We start from the raw sequence: 26,255 nt of genomic DNA, 5'->3' as shown, positions 1-26,255 counted from the left end.
CGGGGGTAAACCGTTCATCGGCTCCGCGGCCAGAGCGCCGGGTCCGGCGTGAACCGGACACGCAGCACACCGTCCGTGAGGGCGGCTCCGGAGACGGTGCAGCGGCGCAGCCCGGACTCCAGGCGCACGATCCGGTGGAACGGGCCGACGGTCAGGAGCAGTTCGTCGCCGCGGCGGACCAGCTGGACGTCCTCCTTGCCCGCTCCGGGCAGGGGCAGACACCAGACGAGCGTTCCGTCGGCCGGCTCGCCGGACGTGTCCGGTGCCCGGGTGTCCTCGGTCCACCAGGGGCCGTCGGCGCGGCCGGGTGTCCGGTCGTCGGGCGCGAGGCCGCCGAGGAGGGCCAGATCGTCGAGGCCCCGGGGGTCGTGGCCGAGGTGGGCCGTCTCCAGCAGAGGCGTCCCGTGGGCCCACTCCTGCGACCAGCGTCCGAGGCACTTCTCCTGCTGGGCGGCGAGACCGGCGAACCAGGGGTCCGCCGAGTGCCGGGGCAGCACCCGGCTGGCCACGAGCGCGTCGACGCGCAGTCCGTGCAGGGCGAGTCCCGCACGGGCGGTGCGCAGGGTGTCCTCGGCGGCCGGGCCGGGTTCGGCGACCAGGCGTACCGTCGTCGATCCGTCCTCGGTCAGCGCCTGCACGGCGGCCAGCTCGGCGTCCTTGCGGGCGGCGGCCTCGTACAGCCACTGCGCGGGCGCGGGGACCCCGGCGAGCTGGGCGAGGACCGGGCGCAGGGCGCGTGCGGCCTGGCGTTCCTGGGGCAGGAGACGGCGCAGATAGCGGCGCAGCTGCTCGGGCAGGGCGAGTACGGCGAGGGCCTCGCGCAGCGGCGGCAGGTCGACGACGAGGACCTGCGTGCCGTCCTTGGACCAGTCGCCCCCGGCGGCGCGGTGCAGGGTGTGGAGGAGCGCGAGCTGGGCGCTGCCGGGCAGTTCGGTGAGTTCCTCGGCGTCGAGGCGGTTGGCGCCGAGCAGGCCGAGCACTCCGGACGCGCGGTCCTGGAGGGCGACGAGTTCGTCGCGGAAGTGCGCGCCGGAGTCGATGCGGGCGTACCGCAGGCCGTCGGTGACCTCCACGGGTTCCGTACCGGTGGGAAATCCGGGTACGGCGTCGGCGGAGACGAGCAGGGTGCGCCGGCCGGCGCGGGCGGCGGCCAGTGCGGTCGCCGCGGCGACCGTCGTACGGCCCGCACCGCCGGGACCGGTGACCAGGACCGTACGCACGCGGTCAGCCCCGCGGGACGGACTCGACGCGCTTCTTGAGTCCGGCGAGGGCGCGGTCGATGATGACCTTCTCCGCCTTGCGCTTGATCATGCCGAGGAGCGGGATCTTCACGTCGACGGCCAGCCGGTAGGTGACCTCGGTGCGGTCGCCGACGGGCACCAGCGTGTACGAGCCGTCGAGGGCCCGCAGCATCTGGGACTTCACCAGCGTCCAGCTGACCTCGTTCTCACCGGTCCAGGTGTACGCGAGGACGTGGTCGTCCTTGATCGCTCCCGCGTCCAGGACCAGACGGACCTGCTCGGCGCGGCCCCGGTCGTCGCCGGCCAGTACCTCGGCCTGCTTCACCTCGCCGGTCCACTCGGGATAGCGGTCGAAGTCGGCGATCACTCCCATGACGTCGGACGGTGCCGCCTCGATCATGATGCTCGAGCTGGTGTGTTCAGCCATCGCCGTGGCCCTCCAGTGCGGTGTACCGGTCGCGTTCGGCAGAGGTCTGCCGCGTGCAGGCTATCGCGTACGGGACGGTCGTCGTTCCGCGGTCCGCGTCACCACTCCAGGGCCCATGGCCGCCCGGTGGAGGCGAAGTGGCCGACATTGACGCACTCGGTGACGCCGATCCGCATCCGGCGGACCAGGGGCTGGTGGACATGGCCGAAAAGCGCGTACCGGGGGCGGGTGCGCCGGATGGCGTGGAGGAGGGCCGGGCTGCCGCGCTCGAAGCGGCGGGCCACGGTGTCGTACGTCAGCTCGGGGACGTCGGGCGGGATGTGCGAGCAGAGCACGTCCACCGGACCGAGGGCCTCGACCTTGGCCGCGTACTCCTCGTCGCTGATCTCGTACGGGGTGTTCATCGGGGTCTTCAGCCCGCCGCCGACGAAGCCGAAGACCCGGCCGCCGATCTCGACGCGCTCACCGTCCAGGACGGTCGTGCCGGGGGCGGTGTACTCCGGCCAGAGGGCGGGGATGTCGACGTTGCCGTAGGTGGCGTACGTCGGGGTGGGCAGGGCGGCGAACATCTCCGCGTACTGCTTGCGTACCGCTGCGACGATGGCCGCGTTGCGGTCCATGCCCGCCCACAGGGTGCGGCCGAAGGCGCGGGCCTCCTCGTAGCGGCGGGCGGTCCGCAGCTCGACGAGGCGGTCCGCGTTCTCCACCCCGAAGAGGTCGGGGAAGATGCCGCGCGAGTGGTCGGCGTAGTCGAGGAAGAGCACCAGGTCACCGAGGCAGATGAGGGCGTCGGCCCCGTCCCCGGCGCGGGCGAGCGCCTCGGTGTTGCCGTGCACGTCGCTGACCACGTGGACCCGCGTACCGCTCTTCACGGCCGCGCTCCGGCCGTCCACTCCGCTGCCTCGCATCCGATCACCCTAGATCTCGGTCCGTCGCGTGGGTAGGGGCGGCCGGACCTGCGGTTACTTCCGGGTCGTCACATGGGTGCACTACTGTGCGCCCAAGGCCCACCTCTATGTGTGATGCATAAGACATCTGGCCGGAACCCCCTATCGGGAACCACGTACCGGTGGGTAACGTCCGGGCAGTCCAGTCGTGCTCACCCCACGGAGCACGTGCCAGTCTTGGACCGCATCCGGTGCGTCACACAGAGCCGTGGCACCGGAGCCCGATGAGGAGCAGCAGTCTTGCGCGAGTTCAGCCTTCCGGCCCTGTACGAGGTCCCCTCGGACGGCAACCTGACGGATCTCATCCGCCGCAATGCCGCTCAGCATCCCGAAGTCGCGGTGATGAGCCGCAAGGTGGCCGGTGTGTGGACGGATGTCACCGCCACCCAGTTCCTCTCCGAGGTCAGAAGCGCGGCCAAGGGCCTGATCGCGTCCGGTGTCCAGCCCGGCGACCGGGTCGCCCTGATGTCGCGCACCCGCTACGAGTGGGTGCAGCTGGACTTCGCGATCTGGAGCGCGGGCGCGGTCACCGTCCCGGTCTACGAGACGAGTTCCCCCGAGCAGGTCCAGTGGATACTCGGCGATTCGGGTGCCATCGCGGTCATCGTGGAGAGCGACGCCCACGCCGAGTCCGTCGCCTCCGTGCGCGACGGACTGCCCGAGCTGCACCACGTGTGGCAGATCGACAAGGGCGCGGTCGGCGAACTGACCACCGCCGGGGCGCAGGTCTCGGAGGAGACCATGGATCTGCGCACGGTGAGCGCCAAGGCCGACGATCCGGCCACCATCGTCTACACCTCGGGCACCACGGGCCGCCCCAAGGGCTGCGTGCTGACCCACCGCAGCTTCTTCGCGGAGTGCGGCAACGTGGTGGAGCGGCTGAAGCCCCTCTTCCGTACGGGCGAGTGCTCCGTGCTCCTCTTCCTGCCCGCGGCCCACGTCTTCGGCCGGCTGGTCGAGGTGGCCTCGGTGATGGCCCCGATCAAGCTCGGCTGCGTACCGGACATCAAGAACCTCACCGATGAGCTGGCGTCCTTCCGGCCGACGCTGATCCTCGGTGTGCCGCGGGTTTTCGAGAAGGTCTACAACTCGGCGCGCGCCAAGGCCCAGGCCGACGGCAAGGGCAGGATCTTCGACCGCGCCGCCGACACGGCGATCACGTACAGCCGGGCGCTGAGCACCCCGCAGGGCCCGTCCCTCGGTCTGAAGGTCAAGCACAAGGTCTTCGACAAGCTGGTCTTCAGCAAGCTGCGGGCCGTGCTCGGCGGCCGGGGCGAGTACGCGATCTCCGGCGGCGCGCCGCTCGGTGAGCGGCTCGGGCACTTCTACCGCGGTATCGGCTTCACGGTGCTGGAGGGCTACGGCCTGACCGAGACGTGTGCGGCCACCGCCTTCAACCCGTGGGACCGGCAGAAGATCGGCACGGTCGGTCAGCCGCTGCCCGGTTCGGTCGTCCGGATCGCCGACGACGGCGAGGTGCTGCTGCACGGCGAGCACCTGTTCACCGGCTACTGGAAGAACGAGACGGCGACGGCCGAGGCGCTGGCCGACGGCTGGTTCCACACCGGCGACATCGGCACGCTCGACGAGGACGGCTATCTCGCGATCACCGGCCGCAAGAAGGAGATCATCGTGACGGCGGGCGGCAAGAACGTCGCCCCGGCCGTCATCGAGGACCGGATTCGCGCGCACGCGCTGGTGGCGGAGTGCATGGTCGTCGGAGACGGCCGTCCGTTCGTGGGCGCGCTGGTCACCCTGGACGAGGAGTTCCTGAGCCGCTGGGCCGAGGAGCACGGCAAGCCCGTCGGCTCGACGGCCGTGTCGCTGCGCGAGGACCCGGAGCTGCTGGCCGAGGTGCAGCGTGCCGTGGACGACGGCAACGCCGCGGTGTCCAAGGCCGAGTCCGTACGCAAATTCCGCATCCTGGCCGCGCAGTTCACCGAAGAGGCGGGCCACATCACGCCCTCGCTGAAGCTGAAGCGCAACGTGGTGGCGAAGGACTTCGCCGACGAGGTCGAGTCCATCTACCGCGCCTGATCCAGCAGTTGCGCGAAGGGCCTGTCTCCCCCGTGGGGACAGGCCCTTCGCGCAGGCTGACTGACGCCCCGCCAGATGCTCAGAGCAGTGTCTTCAGCTTCTCGGCGAGCAGGTCCCAGCGCCATTTCTCCTCGACCCAGGCCCTGCCCCGCTCCCCCATCCGCCGCCGCAGCTCCGGATCGCCGAGCAGGGTGACGATCCGGTCGGCCGACTCCTCCGCGGAGCCGCCTCGGACCACCCAGCCCGTCTCGCCGTCGAGCACGGCGTCGGGCGCGCCGCCCGAGTCGCCCGCCACCACCGGCAGGCCGGTCGCGGACGCCTCCAGATAGACGATGCCGAGCCCCTCGACGTCGAGCCCGCCGCGCCGGGTCCTGCACGGCATCGCGAAGACGTCACCGGCGCCGTAGTGCGCGGGCAGTTCCTCCCACGGCACCGGCCCGGTGAAGCGCACGGAGTCCGTCACGCCCGTCTCGGCGGCCAGCTTCATCAGTTCCCTGGCGTACGGTCCGCCGCCGACGATCAGGAGGACCGCGTCCGGCACCCGCGCGAGGATCGCGGGCATGGCGAGGATCAGGGTGTCCTGGCCCTTGCGGGGGACGAGCCGCGACACACAGACGACGACGGGCCGGTCCGAGAGCCCGAGCCGGGCCCTGACCCGGTCCCCGCCCGAGGCCGGGTGGAAGGTCTTCTCGTCGACCCCGGGCGGCAGCTGGACCATGCGGCCCGCCGCCCCGGGCGTGAGCGCGGCGGCGATCCGGGAGCGGGTGTACTCACCGAGGTACGTGATCGTGTCCGTGCCCTCGCCGATGCGGCGCAGCAGCTGCCGGGAGGCCGGCAGCTGGGCCCAGCCCGCCTCGTGCCCATGGGTGGTGGCGACGATCCGGCGCGCACCCGCCCTGCGCAGGGCCGGGGCCATCAGGCCGAGCGGGGCCGCGGCGCCGAACCAGACGGACGAGCAGCCGTGTTCCCGCAGGAGCCGCACCGCCTGCCGGGTCACGCGCGGGGTCGGCAGCAGCATCGTCGTACGGTCGCGCACGACGGTGAAGGGCTGCTCGGCGTCGAAGGCGGCGGTGGCCGCGGCACCCTCGGCGCCGCGCTTCCAGGTGGAGGCGTAGACGACGAGCTGTCCGGGGTCCACGCGCAGCGCCATGTTGTGCAGGAACGCCTGGATACCACCGGGCCGGGGCGGAAAATCGTTCGTCACGATCAGGGTCTTGTCCATCGCCGCCGACAGTACCGAACGGCCCCGCTTCATCGCTCCCGCCCCGTCCCGCCCGGCATCATGGCTCACCGGAACCACCGCCGAACCGGATGAGGCAGTCATGACGGGAGCAATGGGTACACGTCTGTCCCTCGCGGTGTGGGCCCTCACCCGAGCGGTGCTGCTGCTCTGTGTCCTCAAGGTCTTCACGGTCCCGGGGCCGGACGTCACGAGCGATGTGTCGGCGATCTACCACGGCTGGTACGAGGTGCTGAGGAGCGGCACCTACCCGGTGGACGACGTCACCTGGCAGTACCCGCCCCTCGCCGCGCTCGCCGTCCTCTCCCCCGCCCTGCTGCCGTCCCTGGACTATCCGTCGGCCTTCTACGTCCTGGTCCTGTTCTGCGACGCGCTGGTCCTCGGACTGCTGCTGCGTGCGGGGCGGGGGCCGGACAGGAGCGGCGCGGGTGCCTGGGTGTGGGTGGCGGGGGTGCCGCTCCTCGGCCCGACCTCCTACGCCCGTTACGACCTGATGGTCGCCGCCGTCGCGGTGGCGGCGCTGCTGGCCGGGGTGCGCCGCCCACGGGTGCTGGGGGCGCTGGCCGCCTTCGGGGCGCTGCTGAAGGTGTGGCCTGTGCTGCTGCTGGCCGGCACGGCGCGCGGGCGGGCGACCCGGAGCGCGTGGTCGGCCGCCGCGACGACGGCGGTGACGCTGGCCGTGCTGTGCGCGGCGGCACTGCCCGGCGCGTTCGCCTTCCTGTCGTTCCAGCGAGACCGGGGCACCGAGATCGAGTCGCTGGGGGCGCTGGTGTTCCACGTGGCCCGGCAGTTCGGCTGGCGGGGCGGGGTGGAGCTGCGCTACGGCTCGATGGAGTTCCTCGGCCCGTACGTCCCGCTGGTCTCCACGCTCGCCATGGGGCTGACGGTGCTCGCCTTCGGCTGGCTCCTGGTGTGGCGGCTGCGGGCCCGGACCTTCACGGTGCGCACTCCGGCGGACGCGGCGTTCACGGCGGTCCTGCTGTTCACCACGACCAGCCGGGTCATCAGTCCCCAGTACATGCTGTGGCTGGTCGGCCTGGCGGCCGTCTGCCTGGTGTTCCGGGGCAGCCGGATGGTGCTTCCCGCCTGCCTGGTGCTGGTGGCCACGGGCGTCACGCTGCTGGAGTTCCCCCTCGGCTTCGCGCACGTGGTCGCCAGTGACACGGTGGGGGTGGCGCTGCTCCTCGTACGCAACGGGCTGCTGGTCGCCGCCACGCTGGCCGCGGGGCTGCGGCTGTGGCGGGAGACCGTGCCCGCCCCATTGGGGAAGGAGCCGCGGACCGGCGCCGCCGACGGCCCGGAGCGGGGGGAACGTCAGCCGAGCCGGGCCGCCACGTAGTCCCGCCAGCTCGCGGTGAAGTCCTCGGGCGTCGTACCGAGCACCGTGTGCATCGCCTGCTCCACCGCCCCGTCCCGTCCCGGATGGCCCCCCACGGCCTTGTAGAAGGCGATCAGCCTCTCCTCGCCCCAGCGGTCCTCGATCAGCTCGCAGGCCATCCAGCCCCCCTCGTACGCCCTCGCGAGCTTCCCCGCGTCGCCCCCGAAGCCGAAGTCCTCGTCGACGGGCAGCGCGGCGGGCAGTGCGCCCCCGCGGACCGCTTCGGCCAGCTCGGGCGCGATCAGGTCGGCCGGGCGGCTCTCCTCGCGGTAGGCCACCCAGTCGGCGAAGCCCTCGGAGAGCCAGACCGGGGTGGCCGGGGAGGTGCGGACACGGGTCGCCACATGGGTGGTCTCGTGGGTGAGGACGATCTGCTGCCCGAAGGTGCCGAGCATCGCGTACGCCTGCGGATTGACGATCACCCGGTCGGCGGCGCCGGGAGCCCTGCCGGAGCCGCCCACCTCACCGGTGGTGACGGCCGCTATCCCCCGGTAGCTCGCCGGAGGCGAGCCCAGCAGCCCCGCCATGTCCTCCACCGAGTCCGGTACGAGCACGACCACCCGGCGCGCCCAGGACTCCGGCCAGGCGGCGGAGACGGCGGGCACGGCGTGGTCGGCGGTGTCGGCGACCCGGCGCAGCTCGGCGTCGGACCGGCCCACCCCGAGGACCAGGCTGTGGCTGCCCCGGACGACCTGGACGTCGCCCTGCTGCCACAGCTGGCCCGCGGCGCCCTTGGCAGGGCGGTCGGCGGCGATGTACCAGCGGCCGTCGGCGTCGTCGCGGGCCAGCTCCAGGGTGCGGGCGGCGGAGACGGGTGCCCGGTCGTAGCCGTCGATCCGGTACCGGAGGTCGACGTCCGCGGTGGCCCGGCCGCCGCCGTGCGGGGTCACGGCCCTCACCTCGTACGACCACGACTTCAGCGGTACGTCGGTGAGGTTGGCCAGCTCGCCGCGCTGGGCGGCCCGCAGGGCCGTGGCCTTCGGGGCGAGCACGGCCAGATATCCCGCGGGGTCGTGGTTCAGGACCGCGGCCGCGCGGCGGTCCAGGGTGGCGCGGATCCCCTGGGCGGCCGTGTCCCGGACCGGGTCGCCGGGGGACGCGCAGGCGGACGCGAACAGCAGCCCGGCGAGCACGGCACCCGCCGTGCGCCGGGCCCGGGCCCGCTTCCGCCCTGTGCCACGCCGCTGAACAGCCATCCTGCCGATCGTACGGTCACAGGCGGGTGACCGAGGAGACGGGCATCATGCCGACGGGGTCGTAGCGCACCGGGGCGCCCGGGTACGGGGCGTGGATCACCTGGCCGTTGCCCGCGTACATCCCGATGTGACTGGCGTCCGCGCGGTAGGCGACCAGGTCCCCGGGGCGGGCGTCGGAGAGCGGCACCATCCGGCCGGCGTAGCGCTGGGCCTGGGAGGTGCGCGGGAGGCCGACCCCGGCCTGGGCGTACGCCCACTGCATGAGCCCGGAGCAGTCGAATCCGCTGGGCCCGTTGGCGCCCCACACGTAGGGCAGTCCGAGCGCCTGCCTGGCCGCGGAGAGGGCGGCCATCGCCCGCCCCGAGCCCGGCGCCCGGTCCGAGAGGGCTTGGACCGGCTCGTCACGTCCTGAGCGGGAGGCCCGGTCGAGGGTCTCCCGCTCCTTGGCGGGCAACGAGTTCAGCAGCTGCCGGGCCTGGGCGAGCTTGCCCTCGACGGTGCGCTTGTGGCGGGCGACGGCGGCCCGGTTGCTCTCCAGCTCGGTGAGGGCCCTGGTGGCCTCCGCGCGGGTCTGGGCGACGGTCCGCTGCGCCTGCTGGAGCTTGTGCAGCTCGATGGTCCGGCGCGCGCTCAGCCGGTCGAGGGTGGCGGCCCGGTCGAGGAAGGTGTCCGGGTCCGAGGAGAGCAGCAGCGCGATCGACGGGTCGATGCCGCCGGTGCGGTACTGCGCGCCGGCGACCGAGCCCAGGGCCGTGCGCATGCGGTTGATGTGCTCCTGGCCGCGGGCCGCCGTGTCCTGCGCCCTGCTCACCACGCCCCGCAGCCGGTCGACCTTCTCGTCGGCCTCGTTGTACCGCTCGGTGGCCTTCTCCGCCTCGCCGTACAGCCGGTCGACCCGGGCCCTGGTCGCCTCGTGCGTGTCCTGCGGGTCGGCGCTCGCCGGGGCGGCTCCGAGAGTGGCCGCGGCAGTCGCCGCGGCGGCCGAGAGGACAGTGACCCGGACGGTCCGGTTGAGGCCGGACTGTGTGGAACGGCGATGGGACACCACAGGAAGCCGTACTCCCTTCCGCGTACCCGCCCGCATGTTCGCGGACGGTGCGCGGCCCCTGCCGCCCTGGACGGGCGGAACGACGACCGGGAGCCGCACAGCAGGCAGACAGTAATCGGACGACTACACGGTGACCAAAGACCGCGCCGGGCGTCGCGGAGGGGGAAAAGGCTCCGCCCCGCCGGTGACCTTGGTCTCCGGCGGGGCGGGGCGTCAGCGAGGGGTGCCGCAATTCGCCCGTTCGGGCGTCAGACGCGCACGCCGAACTGGAAGGTGCCCATGTAGTCCATCGACTCGTAACGGACCACGGCGCCCGGCTTCGGGGCGTGCAGGATCTGGTTGTTGCCCGCGTACAGGCCCACGTGCGAGGTGTTGTTGAAGAAGACCAGGTCGCCCGGCTTCAGCGCGCTGCGCCCGATCCGTACACCGTCGTTGATCTGGGTGTACGTGGTACGGGAGATCTGGACACCGGCCTGGGCGTAGGCCCACTGGGTCAGGCCGGAGCAGTCGAACGAGCTGGGGCCGGTGCCACCGGACACGTACGGCTTGCCCTGCTGCGTGGAGGCGGCCTGGAGCGCGGCGGCGCCGCGGGCGGACGCGGGGACCTCGTTGCCGAGGCTGACCCGGTCGCTCGACGCCCGGCTGGCGCGCACCTCTTCCTGCTGCATCTTCGCGCGCTCGGCCGCGGTCAAGGTGTTGAGGAGCTGCCGCGCGTCGGCGAGCTTGCCCTGGAACTTCTTCTTGTTCTCACCGAGCGCCTCGCGCACGTCGGCGAGGTCACCCAGCTTCTCCTGGGCCTCCTTGCGCTGCTGCGCGAGGGTGCGCTGCTTCGCCTGGATCGTCTGGAGCGATTCGGTCTGCTTGGCCGTCAGCTGGTCAAGGGCCGAGGCCTTGTCCAGGAAGCTGTCCGGGTCCGAGGCGAGGAAGAGCTGGACGGACGGGTCTATCCCACCGGAGCGGTACTGCGCGGTGGCGAGCGAACCGAGCTCGCCGCGCAGGGTGTTGAGCTCGTCCTGGCCACGGGCGACCTTGTCCTGGAGCGCGCCGACCTGCTTCTTGAGCTTGTCCTGCTGCTCCTTGGCCCCGTTGTACTTCTCGGTGGCCGCTTCCGCCTCGTGGTAGAGCTTGTCGACCTTCGCCTTGACCTCGTTCTTGGTCGGCTTGGGGTCGGCATGCGCTGCCTGGGAGGTCAGAGCCACGGCCGCGGCCGCGGTAACGGTGAGCACGGTCACGCGGGTGCGGCTCGGCTGCTTGGGACGACGGTGGGACGCCACGAAGGCGAGCTCCTTCTTCCTCGAGCCGCCTACCGGGCTGTGGGGGATGAGAATCCCCGGCTCCGTGCACGTCACGGACTCGGCGGTTCCTTCACTGCCACCCCGGATGGGTGATCAACCGTGCGAAGGTTCGAGGCCCGACCTTAGTGACCATCTTGTGATCAGTTCAAATCCTCATGAGCAAAATCTCGCCACACCCGCTACTTCTTTTCTCACATCGCACCGCCTGTAGTGGCGACTTGACGGTGTGTTCCCCAGAATCCCGGCATGCCACACATGCGGGACACAAGGCGTCAGACGCGCGAAAGCCGCTTCAGGAGCAAGGCGGACGCAACGGGCCTCGCGCCCGCCTTCGCCACCCCGTCGGCCACTTCGCGGTCCGTGGAGACCACCACGACGGGCCGGCCGGACGGTTCCGCGCGGGCCAGCTGCCGGATCAGCTCGTCGGCGGTCACGCCCGCCTTGCTGAACAGCACGCGCACTCCGCGAGGCGGTGCGAGCAGGACCGGAGCGGCCAGCTCCGCCCCGTCGAACACACAGGTCATCTCCGCCCCGGTCTGCGCGGCCAGGACCGAGAGACCGCCCAGCAGCCTCAACCGCTGCTTCTCCAGCGGCATCTGCGGATACCCGGTCTTGGTGACGTTGTAGCCGTCCACGATCAGATGCGCCTGGGGCAGCGCGAGCAACTGGTCGAGCAGGGCCGGGTCGGTCTCCGAAAGGGCCCTGGCCGCAATGTCCTTGGGCGACATCCGGCCGGGCTCGACCGCCTCGACACTGTCCGCCGGCCGGATGAACGAGGGCGGCAGGGCCAGTTCGCGCCGCAGACCCTGCGCCGCGTCGAGCACCGTGTCGAGCAGCAGCCGCAGCCGCATGTCCTCGACCGAGCGCCCTTCCCTGGCGGCCCTGCGGCTCGCCTCGACGGACGCCTCCGCCTCACTGAGCCTCGCCTTCAGCCGCCGGGACTCGCTCTCGGCCGCCGAGATCTGCGCCGCCGCCTCGGCCCGTACGCTGTCGGCCTCGGCGCCACCGCGGCGCAGGGCGGCCTCGCCGCGCTTCACCTCGCTGAGGGCGCTGCGGAGTTTGCGTTGCAGTGATTCGGCTTCCTTGCGGGCGGCGTCGAGTTCGGCGCGCAGCCGCTCGGTCTCGCTCCTGGTGTGGCTGCGGGCCTGGGCCAGCTCCTCGCGCAGCCGCTCGAGTTCGCGCCGGGTCTCCTCGTCGGCCCGCTCGGCGTCGGCCCGCTGGACCTCTTCACCGGCGGCCGCGACCAGCTTGACCCAGCCGGACGGCCGCAGCACATAGGCCGCGGCGGCCACGTCGACGGGATCGGCGGCGGCGGGCGGCGCGCCGGTCTCCAGCGCGGCGGCCAGCTCGGGCTGGGCCTGGGCGATCCGTTCCCCGATGCGGCGGCGGAACACCGGCTCGCTCTCCAGGGCGGCCGCCATCGCGTTCCCGGCGAACTTCGCACGCCGGGTCGGGGTGAAACGGGCGTACTGTCTGAGCTGAGTGGGAAGCTCGCCGACGGTCAGGCCGCCGAACGCGTCCGAGACCAGCGCGATGACCCGCCGTCGCACTCCCTCGGGCAGCGGGCGGTCGAGTGCCTCGACGGCGCCCTCGGCCTCATCGGCCGGTTCGGCGCCGTTAGTCGGCTGCTCCACCATCCGTCACCCCAATATGTTTGTCCGCGGCTCCGTCAGGAGTCGGCGCCCGGCCTGTCTACCAGTTCGATCTGGTCCACCGCGTTGCACCAACGGCAGCGCACCGACTCGATGGTCTCACTGACCACCTCGCGCTCCTCGACGCTCGACTCCCCGGCCAGGTCCAGATGGACGTACTCCACGACCTTGGAGGAGCGGGTCACGTCGAACCGGGTGAGGTTTCCGCAGAGCGTGCAGCGCCAGCGGGTCCCGTCGGTCGGCATGGGAACCGTCGTCATCGTTGCGTCCTCTTTCGTCGTGCGTCGAGCTGTCTGTTTCAACGATCTCGCGGTGCGCCGTCGAACTGCGGATGTCCTGTCGTAACCCTACGGCCTCGCGCATACCCATAGACACGGCGAGGCGGTCTGTCCCGTTCTCCCCCGGTGCGTCATGCTCTGTGCATGATCGATGGCCGGGAAGTCGATTGGCGGGACAAGGCCAGGAGGATCCGGAGGGCGGCCTCGGCGAACGGAGCGCCCGTCACCTACGGGCTCATCGCCCTGTGCTGCGCCGTGTTCCTGATCAGCCCGCTGTCCGGGTTCAACCCCTCGTACGGGGCCGCCGACCGGCTGCTCGCAGCGCAGGCCGCGTACTTCGAGCGGTGGGGCGTGATCCCCAGCGAACTGTGGGACGGCTCGGCGCGCGCCCTGCTCACCCCGCTCACCGCGCTCTTCGTGCACGGCAGCTGGCTGCATCTGCTGGGCAACATGCTGTTCCTGTACGTCTTCGGGGCGATGGCCGAGGAACGCATGGGCCACCTCGGGTTCGCCGTCTTCTACGTCTGCTGCGGCTATCTGGCCCTGCTCGTCTACGCGGCGGCGCACGCCGAGTCCGACCAGACGCTGGTCGGCGCGTCGGGGGCGATCTCCGCGGTGCTCGGCGCGTTCCTCTGTCTCTTCCCCAGAGCGCGGGTCACGAGCATCTTCCCGTTCCTCTTCTTCCTGCCGCTGCGCTTCCCCGCCTGGATCGTGCTGATCTTCTGGTTCATCCTTCAGTGGCTGGCGGCACAGAGTGTGGGGAACAGTCCGGGCGTGGCGTATCTCGCCCATGTTGCGGGCTTCGCCGCCGGGTTCCTCTACGCCTGGGTGTGCTATCGCCGTGGGGCTAGAGTGAAGTCTCCAGCCACGGCCACCGAGGGAGAAAGCCAGCCGTGATCACCGCGATCGTGCTCATCAAAACCAGCGTGGACCGGATTCCGGAGATCGCCGAGGCCATCGCCGCGCTGGACAGTGTCAGCGAGGTCTACTCGGTCACCGGTACGTACGACCTGATCGCCATGGTCCGCGTGGCCAAGCACGACGATCTCGCCGATGTCATCCCCGGCCGGATCAGCAAGATCCCGGGCGTCGAGGGAACCGACACGCATGTGGCGTTCCGTACGTACTCGCAGCACGACCTCGAAGCGGCCTTCGCGATCGGCCTGGACGCCTAGGCCGTGCAGGCCCAGGAGCTGTCCTGGGCCACAGCGTTCCGGCCGGGTACGGGCTTCCCGTACCCGGCCGAAGTGCTGTGGTCCCGTCAGACCTGAGCCGTTCCGCGGTCCGGGACGCAGCGGCCGTCCTCCGTGCGGTACTTCCACTGGGCGCCCTCGCGGACCAGCTCCTTGACCGCCCGTACGAAACGCTCGACGTGCTCGTCCGGCGTACCGGCACCGAAGCTGACCCGGATGGCGTTCAGCGACCGCTCGCCCGGGGCGGCCTCCGGGGCGCCGCACTCGCCCGGGTCCTGTGCGTCACTGCCCAGCAGGGTCCGCACCAGCGGGTGGGCGCAGAACAGTCCGTCGCGGACGCCGATGCCGTACTCCGCGGAGAGCGCGGCGGCGAAGTGCGAGCTGTTCCAGCCGTCGACGACGAAGGAGATGACGCCGACCCGCGGGGCGTCGTCGCCGAACAGGGAGAGCACCCGGACCTCGGGGACCTCGGCGAGCCCGGCGCGGACGACCGAGACGAGGTGCTGCTCGCGGGCGACGAGGGTGTCGAAGCCCGCCTCGGTGAGCGCCTTGCAGGCGGAGGCGATCGAGTAGACGCCGATGACGTTGGGCGAACCGGCCTCGTGGCGGGCCGCGGTGGTGTGCCACTCCACGTCCACACCGCCGTCGGTGCGCCGGGCGACCTTGCGCGAGGCGCCGCCGCCGGCCAGGTACGGCTCCGCGTCCTGGAGCCAGTCGGCGCGGCCCGCGAGGACTCCCGAGCCGAACGGCGCGTACAGCTTGTGTCCGGAGAAGGCGACCCAGTCGACGTCCAGCTCCGCGATGTCCACCGGGTGGTGGGGGGCGAGCTGTGCGGCGTCCAGCACGATCCGCGCGCCGTGGGCGTGGGCGGCGGCGGCCAGTTCCCTGACCGGCCACAGCTCGCCGGTGACGTTGGAGGCGCCGGTGACGCAGACCAGCGCCGGGCCGTGCGGGTCGCGTTCGGCGAGCGCGCGCTCCAGGGCCTCGACGGCCTGCCCCGGGGTACGGGGGGCGTTGAGGTAGGTCACCCGGGCGTCGCGCCACGGCAGCAGCGAGGCGTGGTGCTCGGTCTCGTAGACGAACACCTGGCAGTCCGCGGGGATCGCGGCAGCGAGCAGGTTGAGGGAGTCGGTCGTCGAGCGGGTGAAGATCACCTGGTCGTCCGGTCGGCAGCCCAGGAACTCCGCGACGGTCGTGCGGCTGTTCTCGAAGAGGTCCGTCGAGAGCTGCGAGAGGTAACCGGCACCCCGGTGGACGCTGCCGTAGTACGGGGCGTACGCGGCGACGTCGTCCCACACCCGCTGGAGCGCGGGGGCGCTGGCCGCGTAGTCGAGGGCGGCATAGGTGACTTCGCCACCGGTAACGAGAGGAACAGTGACGTCCTTGCCCAGAACCGGCAGCGGGGCACAAACGGACTGGTCGAGGGCAGCGGCGGAGACAGACATGGCGAACTCCCGTAACAGGCAGGCGAATTCCGCGCGCCGACGGATACGCGGCAGCGCAGGAGAAGAGAAAAGGGTGCGCGGAGGAGGGCGGAGAGGCCCTAACGCATTCGCTTGCTCACAAGAGACTCCCTAGGGACCAGGACCCCGGGGGTTGGCATTCACAGATGCCGAGGGGCCCGCGCTTGCCGCAGACCTCGCTGCCTGCGGCCTGGTCTTCACCCGGGGCACCCCGCCACGGACGGAGGGTTGCCGGACAGCGAGCCGGGGCCTATTCGCTGTCACTCATGACCTGCGCAGCATCTTGCCATACGTACGGACAGACGCAAGGCGCGGTCCGCTATCCGGACCGCGCCTCGCCCACCGTGCCCGTGTCAGGCGTTGCTGGCCGCCACCCAGCGCTCCAGCGCCCGCTTGGCCGCACCGGAGTCGATCGACTCGGTGGCCCGTACGATCCCGGCGGCGATCTGCTCGTTCAGCGTGCCCGCCCCCGCGTCCAGGGCGACCAGCGCGGCCGCTGTGTTGAGCAGCACCGCGTCGCGTACCGGGCCCGTCTCGCCGTCGAGCAGCCGGCGGGCCACGTCCGCGTTGTACGAGGCGTCGGCGCCGCGCAGGGCCTCCACGGGGACCATCTCCAGGCCGACGTCACGCGGGTCGAACGCCTCCTCGCGCACCGCACCGTCCCGGACCACCCAGACCCGTGAGGTCGCCGTGGTGGTCAGCTCGTCGAGGCCGTCGTCGCCGCGGAAGACCAGCGCCGAGTTGCCCCGGTCCGCGAGCACGCCCGCCACGATGGGCGCCATCCGGAGATCGGCGACGCCGACGGCCTGGGAGCGCACCTGGGCCGGGTTGGTGAGCGGGCCCAGGATGTTGAACGTGGTCTGCGCACCGAGTTCCTTGCGGGCCTTGGCCGCGTACCGCAGAGCGGGGTGGAACTTCACCGCGAAGCAGAAGGTGATGCCCGCTTCCTCCGCGACCTGCACGACCCGCTGCGGCGTCAGTTCTAGGTTGACGCCGAGCTTCTCCAGGACGTCGGATGCCCCACTCGCCGAGGAGGCCGCGCGGTTGCCGTGCTTGACGACCTTGGCACCGGCGCCCGCGATGACGATCGCCGACATGGTGGAGATGTTGACCGTCTTGGCCAGGTCGCCGCCGGTGCCCACGATGTCGACCGTACGGCCCGGTACGTGGATGGTGTTGGCGTGCGCGTACATCGTCCGTACGAGGCCGGTGACCTCGTCGACCGTCTCGCCCTTGGCCCGCAGCGCGACGGCGAATCCGGCGATCTGCGCGTCGGTCGCCTCGCCGCTCATGATGCGGTCCATGGCCCACGCGGTGTCGTCCGCGGTCAGGTTTTCGCCACGCAGCAGCGGGTTCAGCACGCCCGGCCAGGAACGAGCCGCCACGCTGTCGCCGCCGACCGGGGTCACAACGTTCATGGTCCGCTCCTGGGGTCCACAAGCCGATAAGGGGATGGCATCCACCTTATCCAGCCCCGGAGGCGGCAAAGAGCCCCGTCCACTCGATGGACGGGGCTCTCGCTGTGGCGATCAGTTCAGGTGATCAGTGGTGGCCGTGGCCGCTGGTGATCTCCTTGTACTCCTCGGCGGTGGGCTTGGCGACCTGGTTGTCCTCGCCGTAGTAGCCCTTGCTGAGCTTGACGCGCAGCTTCTCCATGGGAGAGACCTTGCGCTTGACGCCGTTCTCGTCGACCGCGGGGCCGATCTCGGCCGGCTTGTACTGCTCGTGCGCGGTGAGCGTGTGCAGCTGACCCGGGCTGAGCGGCTCGTGGATCTCGACGAACTCACCGTGCGGCAGGCGCTTGATGATGCCGGACTCGCGTCCGTGCAGCACCTTGTCCTTGTCGCGGCGCTGGAGGCCGAGGCAGATCCGCTTCGTGACGATGAACGCGATGACCGGGGCCACGAAGAACGCGATCCGCACGAACCAGGTGATGGCGTTGATCGACAGGTGGAAGTGCGTGGCCCACAGGTCGTTACCACCACCGACGAGCAGCACCATGTACCAGGTGATCCAGGCGACGCCGAACGCCGTGCGGGTGGGCACGTTGCGCGGGCGGTCCAGGATGTGGTGCTCGCGCTTGTCGCGGGTGACCCAGGACTCGATGAACGGGTAGACCGCGATCGCGACCAGGACCAGCGGGAAGACCATCAGCGGGATGAACACACCCAGGACGAGCGTGTGACCCCACAGGTTGATCTCCCAGCCCGGCATCACACGGATGAGACCTTCGGAGAAGCCCATGTACCAGTCGGGCTGCGCGCCGGTCGACACCTGGTCGATGCGGTACGGGCCGAGGGCCCAGATCGGGTTGATCGAGGCGATCGCCGAGATGATGGCGATGACACCGAAGACCAGGAAGAAGAAGCCTCCGGCCTTCGCCATGTACACCGGCAGCAGCGGCATGCCGACGACGTTCTTGTTCGTCTTGCCGGGGCCCGCGAACTGCGTGTGCTTGTGGTAGAAGACCAGGATCAGGTGAGCGACCACGAGCCCGAGCATGATGCCCGGCAGCAGCAGGATGTGGACCGAGTAGAACCGTCCGACGAAGTCCACGCCGGGGAACTCCCCGCCGAACAGGAACATCGAGAGGTACGTTCCGACGACCGGCACCGACAGGACGGCACCCTGCATGAAGCGCACACCGGTGCCCGACAGCAGGTCGTCCGGGAGCGAGTAACCGGTGAACCCGGTGAACATGCCCAGGACGAACAGCAGGAAGCCGAACAGCCAGTTGATCTCACGCGGCTTGCGGAACGCGCCCGTGAAGAAGACGCGCATCATGTGCACGAACATGCCGGCCAGGAAGATCAGCGCGGCCCAGTGGTGGATCTGCCGGACGAGCAGACCACCGCGGACGTCGAAGCTGATGTGCAGCGTCGAGGCGTACGCCTCGGACATCCGGATGCCCTGGAGCGGCTCGTACGAGCCGTGGTACACGACCTCGTTCATGCTGGGGTGGAAGAACAGCGTCAGATACACACCCGTGAGGATGATGATGATGAAGCTGTAGAGGCAGATCTCACCCAGCATGAAGGACCAGTGGTCCGGGAAGATCTTGCGCATGTTGGCCTTGGCCAGGCCGTAGATGCCGAGCCGGCCGTCTGCCCAGTCGGCCACCCGCTCACCGGCGGGCGCTTTGCGCTTCGTGTCTGTCGCAGTACTCATCCGCGCTCCCAGAATGCAGCACCGACGGGCTCTTCGAAGTCACCCAGCGCCTCGAGGTTGCCCTCATTGTTCACGCCGATCCGCAGCTGCGGAAGCGGGTGACCGGCCGGACCGAAGATGACGCGGGCGCCGTCGGAGAGGTCGAAGGTGGACTGGTGGCACGGGCAGAGCACGTGGTGTGTCTGCTGCTCGTACAGGCTGATCGGGCAGCCGACGTGGGTGCAGATCTTGGAGAACGCCACGATGCCCTCGTGGGCCCACTCGCGCTCACGCTTGTTCTTGATGTCGTCCGGCTCGATCCGGACGATCATCAGGGCGGCCTTGCCCATCTGCGTCTGGAAGTCGTGCGCGTCCTCCTCCAGGCCCTCGGGCATGGCGAAGGTCAGCGAGCCGACGACGATGTCCTCGGGACGCAGCGGCTCCATCGTGTTCATGTTGATGAGCTGCTTGCCCTTGCCCCACATGGTGGTGCGGAGCTTCTTCTCCGGCAGGGGACCGAGGTCGCGCAGCAGCATCACGCCGGAGAGCGGCACCAGGGCCAGCGCGCCGAACATGGTGTTGCGGATCAGCTTGCGCCGGCCGAAGCCGGACTCCTCGGCACCGGCCGCGAAGTCGGCGAGAACCTGCGCCTTGACCTCGGGCTCGGCCTCGATGGGGTGACGCTCGGCAGCCGTCTCCACGTCGGACATCAGGGTGCGCGCCCAGTGGACGGCGCCCGCGCCGATGCAGAAGAGCGCCAGACCCAGGGTCACGCCCAGGGAGAAGTTCAGCGCACTCACGTGGCCGAACGGCCAGATGAAGACGATCTTGTCGACCGGGAAGATGACGTAGGACGCGATGAACGCGACCGTCGCCAGCATGGACAGCGTGAACATGAACGCGACCGCGCGCTCGGAGCGCCTCGCGGCCCGCTCATCGATGTCCTGGATGCGCGGCTTGTGGGCCGGCAGCCCCGGGTCGGCGAACGGGTCGTCCGCCACCGTTACCGCGCCGTGCGCGGTGTCCTGCTCGACCGGCAGGATCTCTTCTGGAATCTCTTGGCTACTCATGACTTCTTGGCCTTAGCGGTGTGGGCCGCGACCCAAACGGCAACTGCGATCAGTGCGCCGAGTCCGAAGATCCAGCCGAAGAGACCCTCGCTGACCGGACCGAGACCACCCAGCTTGAGCCCACCGGGGCTCTCGGAGTCGTCTCCGTTCACGGTCTTGACGTACGCGATGATGTCCCTCTTCTGCTGCTCCGGCATCGTCGTGTCGGGGAAGGACGGCATGCTCTGCGGGCCGGTCTGCATGGCCTCGTAGATGTGCTTCGGGCTCACGCCTTCAAGGCTCGGGGCGTACTTGCCGTGTGTCAGCGCGCCGCCCTCTCCGGTGAAGTTGTGGCACTGCGCGCAGTTGGTACGGAACAGGTCGCCGCCCTTGGCGATGTCCGCGCCGTCGGGGCTGACCTGCTTCTCGGTCGGCGTGATCGGACCGGCGCCGAGCGACGCTACGTACGCCGCGAGCTGGTCGATCTGTGCCTGGGTGTAGATGACCTTCTTCTTCGGTACCTGGGCGCCCGGCTGCTGTGCCGGCATACGGCCCGTACCGACCTGGAAGTCGACGGCGGCGGAGCCCACGCCCGCGAGGGACGGCCCGTCGGTGGTGCCCTGACCGCCGGTTCCGTGGCAGCTGGCGCAGCCTACGGAGTAGAGCTTCTTGCCCTCGTCGATAGCGAGGGACTGGGCGGTTTCGTCTGCCTGCGCCTTACCCGCAGGCGCAAAAGCGGCGTACAGCCCCCCGGTAGCCGCCAGCGCGAGGAGTAGTACGACGACCGCCGCCAGCGGATGGCGTCGTCGTGCGGAGAGCTTTTTCACGGATTACCCCGGTGTCAGGATCTTCTGCGTCGATGGTGTGTGGGTGCGAGCCCGGTTACTTGATCATGTAGATCGTGGCAAAGAGGCCGATCCACACGACATCGACGAAGTGCCAGTAGTAGGACACGACGATGGCGGCGGTGGCCTGTTCGTGGGTGAACCTCTTGGCTGCGTACGTCCTGCCGAGAACCAGCAGGAAGGCGATGAGACCGCCTGTCACATGCAGACCGTGGAAGCCGGTGGTCAGGTAGAACACCGAGCCGTACGGGTCGGACGACAGGGAGAGCCCCGCGTCCTTGACCAGCTCGGTGTACTCCAGGACCTGGCCTCCGATGAAGATCGCACCCATCACGAACGTGATGATGAACCAGGTGCGGAGCTTCTTCACATCGCCCCGCTCCGCGGCGAAGACGCCGAGCTGGCAGGTGAGTGAGGAGAGCACCAGGATCGTGGTGTTCGTCGCCGAGAACGGGAAGTTCAGATGATGAGCCATCTCCTTCCAGTGCTCGGGTCCCGTCACCGATCGCAGGGTGAAGTACATCGCGAAGAGGGCCGCGAAGAACATCAGCTCGGAACTCAACCAGATGATGGTTCCGACGCTGGTGAGGTTCGGTCGATTGACCGACGGGTGCGCGTGCCCGGTTTCTACTGTCGTTGCTGTCGCCACGACCGACATTATGTCGGTCGCTTATCCCGCCCTCACTCCCGGGGGTGCCGTTCGGTGTGTCAACCGCCTGTGTCCTCCCCGAACGGCCCATCGAATCGGTGTCATTACCGGTGCTGACAGGCTGTCGGTCGGAGTACGATCCGCGCATCGGTTCATGCCCGGAGAGCCCCGAAGACGCAGATGTCACGGAGGAACAATGCAGCCGACCGCCACGGTCCTGGTCTACAGCGACAACGCCAACACCCGCGAGCAGGTGAGGCTGGCAGCAGGTCGCAGGCCGGCGGCGGACGTGCCCCCGGTGGAGTTCGTCGAGTGCGCGACCCTGCCCGCCGTCCTGACCGCCCTCGACAACGGCGGCATCGACGTCTGCGTGCTGGACGGTGAGACGGCCCCCGCGGGCGGTATGGGTGTCTGCCGGCAGATCAAGGACGAGGTCTTCCACTGCCCGCCGGTGCTGCTGCTGATCGGGCGCCCGCAGGACGCCTGGCTGGCCACCTGGAGCCGCGCGGACGCCGCGGTGACCCTGCCGGTCGAGCCGGTCGAGTTCGCGGACGCCCTCGCGGCCCTGCTGCGGGGCAGACTGTCCGTGGACGCCTGATTGTTCCCGGTCTCCTGTCCGCGGTCCCGCTGAGGGGCAGCGCACTCCGGCCGGGTCAGACGTGGGGGCGCAGGCGCGCCGCCTGGACGGTGTTCCCGACCGCGCTGTCGGGCGTGCCGTTGTGCAGCGCGCTGCCTTCCTGCCACTTCTCCCAGGACAGGTTCCAGTCGCCGAAGCCGTTGTCGAACGGTGTCATCGTGTCGCCCATGCTGCCGACGACCTTGACGATGTCGCCCTGGCGCACGGTGTCGTAGAACCATTCGGCGTCGCCGGTGCTCATGCCCGTACAGCCGTGGCTGACGTTGGCGTTGCCCTGGGAGCCGGTCGACCAGGGGGCCGCGTGCACGTACTCGCCGCTCCAGGTGACCCGGGTCGCGTAGTACACCGGCAGGTCGTACGACTCGGACGAGCCCTCGGCGATGCCGATGCTCGTACCGCGCATGCGTACGTAGTACTCCTTGCCCAGCACCACCTTGACGCCGTTGCGCGTGGAGAAGCCGGGCTTGCCCGTGGTCACCGGAATGGTGTTGATCACTTCTCCGTTGCGCTTCACCGTCATCGAGTGGTCCGAGGCGTCGGTGACGGCCTCGATCCGGTCCCCGGTGGTGAGCTTCAGGGGCTTCGCCGCGGCTCCGTAGAGGGAGCTGGTCACCTTGATGCCCGCGAGGCTGCTCCGGATGTCGATGGTGGCGTTGGCGGGCCAGTACTCCTGCGGACGGAAGTGCAGGTTCTTGTCGTCGACCCAGTACCAGGAGCCGGTGGCGGCGGGTGTCGACCTGACCTTCAGCGCACGCTCCACGGTGGCCCTGGCGGCCTTGTCCGTGACCGGAGCGCTGAGTTCCGCCGTAATGGGCTGTCCGACGCCGTAGGTGCCCTTCTCGGGGCCGAAGGAGACCTTCAGGAGCTTCTTGGGCGAGGCGGTGCCGAAGGAGAACGTACGGCTGCCGGGAGCGCCGTCCTCGTCCTCGGTGGAGACCCTGACGGTGTACCGGGCACCGGCGGCCAGGGGGGCCGTGGAGTGCCAGCGCTTGCCGTCCGCGGTGAGTTCCCCGGCGAGCCGGCGGCCCTCCGCGTCCGCGACGGTCACGTCGGTGATGCGGCCGTCCTCACCCTTGACGGTGACTTCGAGGGGCTTGTCCGGGTCGGCCTTCTCCTTGCCGGAGGGGCCGTTGAAGGACACCTGCTCGGCCGCGTCGAACGGCCTGGCAGACAGCTGATGACCATCGGGCTCGCCACAGGCGGTCGCACCTGCAACCAGGGTCACGACCAGCAGAGTGCAGCTCACTACGGTGCGGATGCGCGGCGTGTGCGTCATGAACTCAACGTAAGAAGATTCATCCGATCCAGCGCGTTCAATGACTGCAAACGAGCGAAAGGGCCCGGCTGCTCGGTACTGAGCGGCCGGGCCCCTTGCGAGGTGGAACGGGTCCTACGGGTGGTGCGGTGTCACTGGGTGCGGTTCTCGCCGCGGTAGTACTCGAAGACCCAGCCGAAGAGGCCGATCAGCAGGATCGGGGCCGAGAAGTAGGCCAGCCACCAGCCGAAGATGACGCCCATGAAGAGGAGGGCCCCACCGATGGCCAGCGCGAGCGGCTGCCAGCTGTGCGGGGAGAAGAACCCCACCTCGCCGGCCTCGTCCGCGACATCGGCTTCCTTGTTGTCCTGGGCCATCGCGTCGACCCGGTTGGCCGTGAAGGCCAGGTAGAAGCCGATCATGATGGACAGCCCGAAGGACAGGACCAGTGCGGTGGTACCGACCGGCTCCTTCGACCACACGCCGTACGTGATGGCCATGGCGAGGATGAAGACGCTCAGCCAGATGAACAGCTTGCCCTGGATCTTCACTTGCCTGCCTCCTTGCCACCGGCGAGAGCCTTGTCGGTGTCGGAGTGGTACTCGAGCTGTTCGAGCGCCGCGATCTCCGGGTGGTGCAGGTCGAACGCCGGGGATTCGGAACGGATCCGCGGCAGGGTGAGGAAGTTGTGCCGCGGCGGCGGGCAGGACGTGGCCCACTCAAGCGAACGGCCGTAACCCCACGGGTCGTCGACCTCGATCTTCTTGCCGTACTTGGCGGTCTTCCACACGTTGTAGAAGAACGGCAGGATCGACAGGCCGAGCAGGAACGAGGAGATCGTCGAGATCGTGTTCAGAGCGGTGAAGCCGTCCGCGTCGAGGTAGTCCGCGTAGCGTCGCGGCATGCCCTCGGCACCGAGCCAGTGCTGCACCAGGAACGTGCCGTGGAAGCCCACGAACAGCGTCCAGAACGTGATCTTGCCGAGCCGCTCGTCCAGCATCTTGCCCGTGAACTTCGGCCACCAGAAGTGGAAGCCGGAGAACATCGCGAAGACCACGGTGCCGAACACCACGTAGTGGAAGTGCGCGACGACGAAGTACGAGTCGGAGACGTGGAAGTCCATCGGCGGCGAGGCCAGGATGACGCCGGTCAGACCACCGAAGGCGAAGGTGATCAGGAAGCCGACGGACCAGAGCATCGGTGTCTCGAAGGACAACGACCCCTTCCACATGGTGCCGATCCAGTTGAAGAACTTCACACCGGTCGGCACCGCGATCAGGAAGGTCATGAACGAGAAGAACGGCAACAGCACGCCGCCCGTGACGTACATGTGGTGCGCCCACACCGTCACGGAAAGACCCGCGATGGAGATGGTCGCCGCGATGAGACCGATGTAGCCGAACATCGGCTTCCGGCTGAACACCGGAATCACTTCGGAAACGATTCCGAAGAATGGCAAAGCAATGATGTACACCTCTGGATGGCCGAAGAACCAGAAGAGGTGTTGCCAGAGCAATGCGCCGCCGTTGGCCGGGTCGAAGATATGCGCACCGAATTTACGGTCCGCCTCCAGCGCGAAGAGCGCGGCTGCCAGAACCGGGAAGGCGAGCAGGACCAGCACACCGGTGAGCAGCACGTTCCAGGTGAAGATCGGCATGCGGAACATCGTCATGCCGGGCGCGCGCATGCAGATGATCGTGGTGATGAAGTTGACCGAACCGAGGATCGTGCCGAAGCCCGAGAAGGCCAGACCCATGATCCACATGTCGGCGCCGACACCCGGCGAGCGGACGGCGTCCGACAGCGGGGAGTAGGCGAACCAGCCGAAGTCGGCCGCACCCTGCGGGGTCAGGAAGCCCGCCACCGCGATGATCGAGCCGAAGAGGTACAGCCAGTACGCGAACATGTTCAGCCGCGGGAACGCCACGTCGGGCGCGCCGATCTGCAGCGGCATGATCCAGTTGGCGAACCCGGCGAACAGCGGCGTCGCGAACATCAGCAGCATGATCGTGCCGTGCATCGTGAACGCCTGGTTGAACTGCTCGTTCGACATGATCTGCGTGCCCGGACGGGCCAGCTCGGCGCGCATGAAGAGCGCCATGAGTCCGCCGATGCAGAAGAACGCGAACGACGTGACCAGGTAGAGCGTGCCGATCGTCTTGTGGTCAGTGGTGGTCAACCACTTGATGACGACGTTTCCCGGCTGCTTGCGCCGTACCGGCAGCTCGTCCTCGTACGAGTCGTCTGCTGCCGCGGCACCCTGAGGTTCGTTGAGGATGCTCACAGTTTGTTCGTCTCCGCATTCCTGGCCGGGTCCGTCTGCTCGATGCCTGCCGGCACGTAGCCCGTCTGACCCTTCTCCGCCAGCTCCTTGAGGTGCTGCTGGTAACGCTCGGGGGAGACGACCTTGACGTTGAAGAGCATCCGGGAGTGGTCGACGCCGCAGAGCTCGGCGCACTTGCCCATGAAGGTGCCCTCCCGGTTGGGAGTGACCTCGAACGCGTTGGTGTGGCCCGGGATGACGTCCTGCTTCATGAGGAACGGCACCACCCAGAAGGAGTGGATGACGTCACGCGAAGTCAGGACGAAGCGGACCTTCTCGCCCTTCGGCAGCCACAGGGTCGGACCCGGGTTGCCGTTCTGCGGGTTACGGGTGCCGGGGACGCCCACGTCGTAGACGCCGCCGGCGCCCTCGGGGAAGTCCTCACGGAACCGGTCGGGGATGGCGTCGAGCTCCTTGGGGATCTCGCTGCCGGCGGAGGGCTGGCCCTCCACCTTCTCGATGTAGTTGAAGCCCCAGCTCCACTGGTAGCCGACCACGTTGATGGTGTGGGCCGGCTTGTCGTCGAGCGCCAGGAGCTTCGATTCATCGCGCGCGGTGAAGTAGAAGAGCACCGAGACGATGATGAGGGGAACCACTGTGTACAACGCCTCGATGGGCATGTTGTACCTGGTCTGCGCGGGGACCTCCACCTTGGTGCGCGAACGCCGGTGGAAGATGACGCTCCAGAGGATCAGCCCCCAGACAAGGACACCCGTGACGAGCGCTGCCGCCCACGAGCCTTGCCAGAGGGAGAGGATCCGAGGGGCCTCTTCCGTTACCGGTGTGGGCATACCGAGGCGGGGAAAATCTTCCCAGTTGTACGAACAACCGGAGGCCGTCGCCAGAACCAGGCCCGCAGTCAGCACCTGCGGCAGCTTCCGCCGCATCGGGCGCCGCGACGAGCGGTCGGAGCCGTTGGGACTCACGTAGCGCCTTCCCGAGAGTCTCGCCCGCA

Annotated in this window: 24 protein-coding genes and 1 riboswitch; of the genes, 5 read left to right on the top strand and 19 right to left on the bottom strand. The window is 69.5% G+C overall.

Annotation, left to right across the window (positions count from 1 at the left end):
• Window positions 1-14: 14 nt before the first annotated feature.
• The 3 genes from AC07FA_RS04015 to AC07FA_RS04005 all read right to left on the bottom strand — a co-directional run bounded on the left by AC07FA_RS04015 (window position 15) and on the right by AC07FA_RS04005 (window position 2,576).
• A complete protein-coding gene (locus tag AC07FA_RS04015) occupies window positions 15-1,220 on the bottom strand; it encodes an ArsA family ATPase (protein WP_479073086.1) in 1,206 nt (401 codons plus the stop codon).
• Window positions 1,221-1,224: 4 nt separating this feature from the next.
• Window positions 1,225-1,668: an SRPBCC family protein gene (locus tag AC07FA_RS04010; protein WP_479073085.1), complete on the bottom strand. Its 444-nt coding sequence runs from the start codon at window positions 1,666-1,668 to the stop codon at window positions 1,225-1,227.
• A 98-nt stretch (window positions 1,669-1,766) separates the two neighbouring features.
• The gene (locus AC07FA_RS04005) at window positions 1,767-2,576 is read right to left on the bottom strand and encodes a metallophosphoesterase family protein (RefSeq protein WP_479073084.1); all 810 of its coding nucleotides are present in this window, start codon (window positions 2,574-2,576) and stop codon (window positions 1,767-1,769) included.
• A 279-nt stretch (window positions 2,577-2,855) separates the two neighbouring features.
• Between AC07FA_RS04005 and AC07FA_RS04000 the strand changes: the two genes are divergently transcribed.
• Window positions 2,856-4,652, top strand: a complete 1,797-nt coding sequence (locus AC07FA_RS04000; RefSeq protein ID WP_479073083.1) for an AMP-dependent synthetase/ligase — start codon at window positions 2,856-2,858, stop codon at window positions 4,650-4,652.
• Window positions 4,653-4,731: 79 nt separating this feature from the next.
• Here the strand turns inward: AC07FA_RS04000 and AC07FA_RS03995 are convergent, their stop codons facing one another.
• Window positions 4,732-5,874 carry a glycosyltransferase family 4 protein gene (locus AC07FA_RS03995; protein WP_479073436.1) on the bottom strand — a complete coding sequence of 381 codons (1,143 nt, stop codon included), beginning with the start codon at window positions 5,872-5,874 and terminating at the stop codon, window positions 4,732-4,734.
• A 100-nt stretch (window positions 5,875-5,974) separates the two neighbouring features.
• Between AC07FA_RS03995 and AC07FA_RS03990 the strand changes: the two genes are divergently transcribed.
• Entirely contained in the window at window positions 5,975-7,231 is a 1,257-nt protein-coding gene (locus tag AC07FA_RS03990) for a glycosyltransferase 87 family protein (RefSeq protein WP_479073082.1), read from the top strand.
• Here AC07FA_RS03990 and AC07FA_RS03985 read toward each other — a convergent pair.
• The 5 genes from AC07FA_RS03985 to AC07FA_RS03965 all read right to left on the bottom strand — a co-directional run bounded on the left by AC07FA_RS03985 (window position 7,207) and on the right by AC07FA_RS03965 (window position 12,721).
• Complete coding sequence (locus tag AC07FA_RS03985) at window positions 7,207-8,466, bottom strand: Cif family virulence factor (RefSeq protein WP_479073081.1); 1,260 nt, start codon at window positions 8,464-8,466, stop codon at window positions 7,207-7,209. The genes AC07FA_RS03990 and AC07FA_RS03985 overlap by 25 nt on opposite strands.
• A gap of 16 nt (window positions 8,467-8,482) precedes the next feature.
• Window positions 8,483-9,514: a C40 family peptidase gene (locus AC07FA_RS03980; RefSeq protein WP_479073080.1), complete on the bottom strand. Its 1,032-nt coding sequence runs from the start codon at window positions 9,512-9,514 to the stop codon at window positions 8,483-8,485.
• Between the two features lie 248 nt (window positions 9,515-9,762).
• Entirely contained in the window at window positions 9,763-10,788 is a 1,026-nt protein-coding gene (locus AC07FA_RS03975; protein WP_479073079.1) for a C40 family peptidase, read from the bottom strand.
• Window positions 10,789-11,081: 293 nt separating this feature from the next.
• A complete protein-coding gene (locus AC07FA_RS03970) occupies window positions 11,082-12,443 on the bottom strand; it encodes an NYN domain-containing protein (RefSeq protein ID WP_479073435.1) in 1,362 nt (453 codons plus the stop codon).
• Window positions 12,444-12,478: 35 nt separating this feature from the next.
• The gene (locus AC07FA_RS03965; RefSeq protein ID WP_328909734.1) at window positions 12,479-12,721 is read right to left on the bottom strand and encodes a hypothetical protein; all 243 of its coding nucleotides are present in this window, start codon (window positions 12,719-12,721) and stop codon (window positions 12,479-12,481) included.
• 162 nt (window positions 12,722-12,883) lie between these two features.
• On the opposite strand from AC07FA_RS03965, the gene AC07FA_RS03960 reads away from it, so the two are divergent.
• On the top strand, window positions 12,884-13,636 hold the full coding sequence (locus tag AC07FA_RS03960; RefSeq protein WP_479073078.1) for a rhomboid family intramembrane serine protease: 753 nt from the start codon (window positions 12,884-12,886) through the stop codon (window positions 13,634-13,636).
• Complete coding sequence (locus AC07FA_RS03955; protein WP_479073077.1) at window positions 13,633-13,914, top strand: Lrp/AsnC family transcriptional regulator; 282 nt, start codon at window positions 13,633-13,635, stop codon at window positions 13,912-13,914. Before AC07FA_RS03960 ends, AC07FA_RS03955 begins: the two co-directional genes overlap by 4 nt.
• An 86-nt stretch (window positions 13,915-14,000) precedes the next feature.
• Here AC07FA_RS03955 and AC07FA_RS03950 read toward each other — a convergent pair whose 3' ends face one another.
• The 6 genes from AC07FA_RS03950 to ctaE form a co-directional block, all read right to left on the bottom strand.
• Window positions 14,001-15,377 (bottom strand): aminotransferase class V-fold PLP-dependent enzyme, encoded by a 1,377-nt coding sequence (locus tag AC07FA_RS03950; RefSeq protein WP_479073076.1) that lies wholly within the window; start codon window positions 15,375-15,377, stop codon window positions 14,001-14,003.
• A 173-nt stretch (window positions 15,378-15,550) separates the two neighbouring features.
• A riboswitch (SAM riboswitch) is annotated at window positions 15,551-15,667 on the bottom strand.
• Window positions 15,668-15,748: 81 nt separating this feature from the next.
• Window positions 15,749-16,813: an anthranilate phosphoribosyltransferase gene (trpD, locus tag AC07FA_RS03945; protein ID WP_479073075.1), complete on the bottom strand. Its 1,065-nt coding sequence runs from the start codon at window positions 16,811-16,813 to the stop codon at window positions 15,749-15,751.
• 124 nt (window positions 16,814-16,937) lie between these two features.
• Complete coding sequence (qcrB, locus tag AC07FA_RS03940) at window positions 16,938-18,563, bottom strand: cytochrome bc1 complex cytochrome b subunit (protein ID WP_479073074.1); 1,626 nt, start codon at window positions 18,561-18,563, stop codon at window positions 16,938-16,940.
• The gene (gene qcrA / locus AC07FA_RS03935; protein WP_479073073.1) at window positions 18,560-19,612 is read right to left on the bottom strand and encodes a cytochrome bc1 complex Rieske iron-sulfur subunit; all 1,053 of its coding nucleotides are present in this window, start codon (window positions 19,610-19,612) and stop codon (window positions 18,560-18,562) included. Before qcrA ends, qcrB begins: the two co-directional genes overlap by 4 nt.
• A complete protein-coding gene (qcrC, locus tag AC07FA_RS03930) occupies window positions 19,609-20,418 on the bottom strand; it encodes a cytochrome bc1 complex diheme cytochrome c subunit (protein WP_479073072.1) in 810 nt (269 codons plus the stop codon). The genes qcrA and qcrC overlap by 4 nt, the downstream gene beginning before the upstream one ends.
• A gap of 55 nt (window positions 20,419-20,473) precedes the next feature.
• On the bottom strand, window positions 20,474-21,094 hold the full coding sequence (gene ctaE / locus AC07FA_RS03925; protein ID WP_479073071.1) for an aa3-type cytochrome oxidase subunit III: 621 nt from the start codon (window positions 21,092-21,094) through the stop codon (window positions 20,474-20,476).
• Between the two features lie 187 nt (window positions 21,095-21,281).
• Between ctaE and AC07FA_RS03920 the strand changes: the two genes are divergently transcribed.
• Complete coding sequence (locus AC07FA_RS03920) at window positions 21,282-21,683, top strand: response regulator transcription factor (RefSeq protein WP_479073070.1); 402 nt, start codon at window positions 21,282-21,284, stop codon at window positions 21,681-21,683.
• A 55-nt stretch (window positions 21,684-21,738) separates the two neighbouring features.
• Here the strand turns inward: AC07FA_RS03920 and AC07FA_RS03915 are convergent, their stop codons facing one another.
• From AC07FA_RS03915 to ctaC, 4 genes are all read right to left on the bottom strand, one after another.
• A complete protein-coding gene (locus tag AC07FA_RS03915; RefSeq protein ID WP_479073069.1) occupies window positions 21,739-22,998 on the bottom strand; it encodes a L,D-transpeptidase in 1,260 nt (419 codons plus the stop codon).
• 131 nt (window positions 22,999-23,129) lie between these two features.
• Window positions 23,130-23,528: a cytochrome c oxidase subunit 4 gene (locus tag AC07FA_RS03910; protein WP_479073068.1), complete on the bottom strand. Its 399-nt coding sequence runs from the start codon at window positions 23,526-23,528 to the stop codon at window positions 23,130-23,132.
• Window positions 23,525-25,261, bottom strand: coding sequence for an aa3-type cytochrome oxidase subunit I (ctaD, locus tag AC07FA_RS03905; protein WP_479073067.1), 1,737 nt, complete (start codon window positions 25,259-25,261; stop codon window positions 23,525-23,527). Before ctaD ends, AC07FA_RS03910 begins: the two co-directional genes overlap by 4 nt.
• A complete protein-coding gene (gene ctaC / locus AC07FA_RS03900; protein WP_479073066.1) occupies window positions 25,258-26,226 on the bottom strand; it encodes an aa3-type cytochrome oxidase subunit II in 969 nt (322 codons plus the stop codon). Before ctaC ends, ctaD begins: the two co-directional genes overlap by 4 nt.
• Between the last annotated feature and the right edge of the window lie 29 nt (window positions 26,227-26,255).

The sequence above is a fragment of the Streptomyces sp. NPDC045968 genome, from assembly GCF_056430475.1.
The sequence above is the reverse complement of the archived record's forward strand: the minus strand, read 5'-3'. Positions and strand labels throughout refer to the sequence as shown.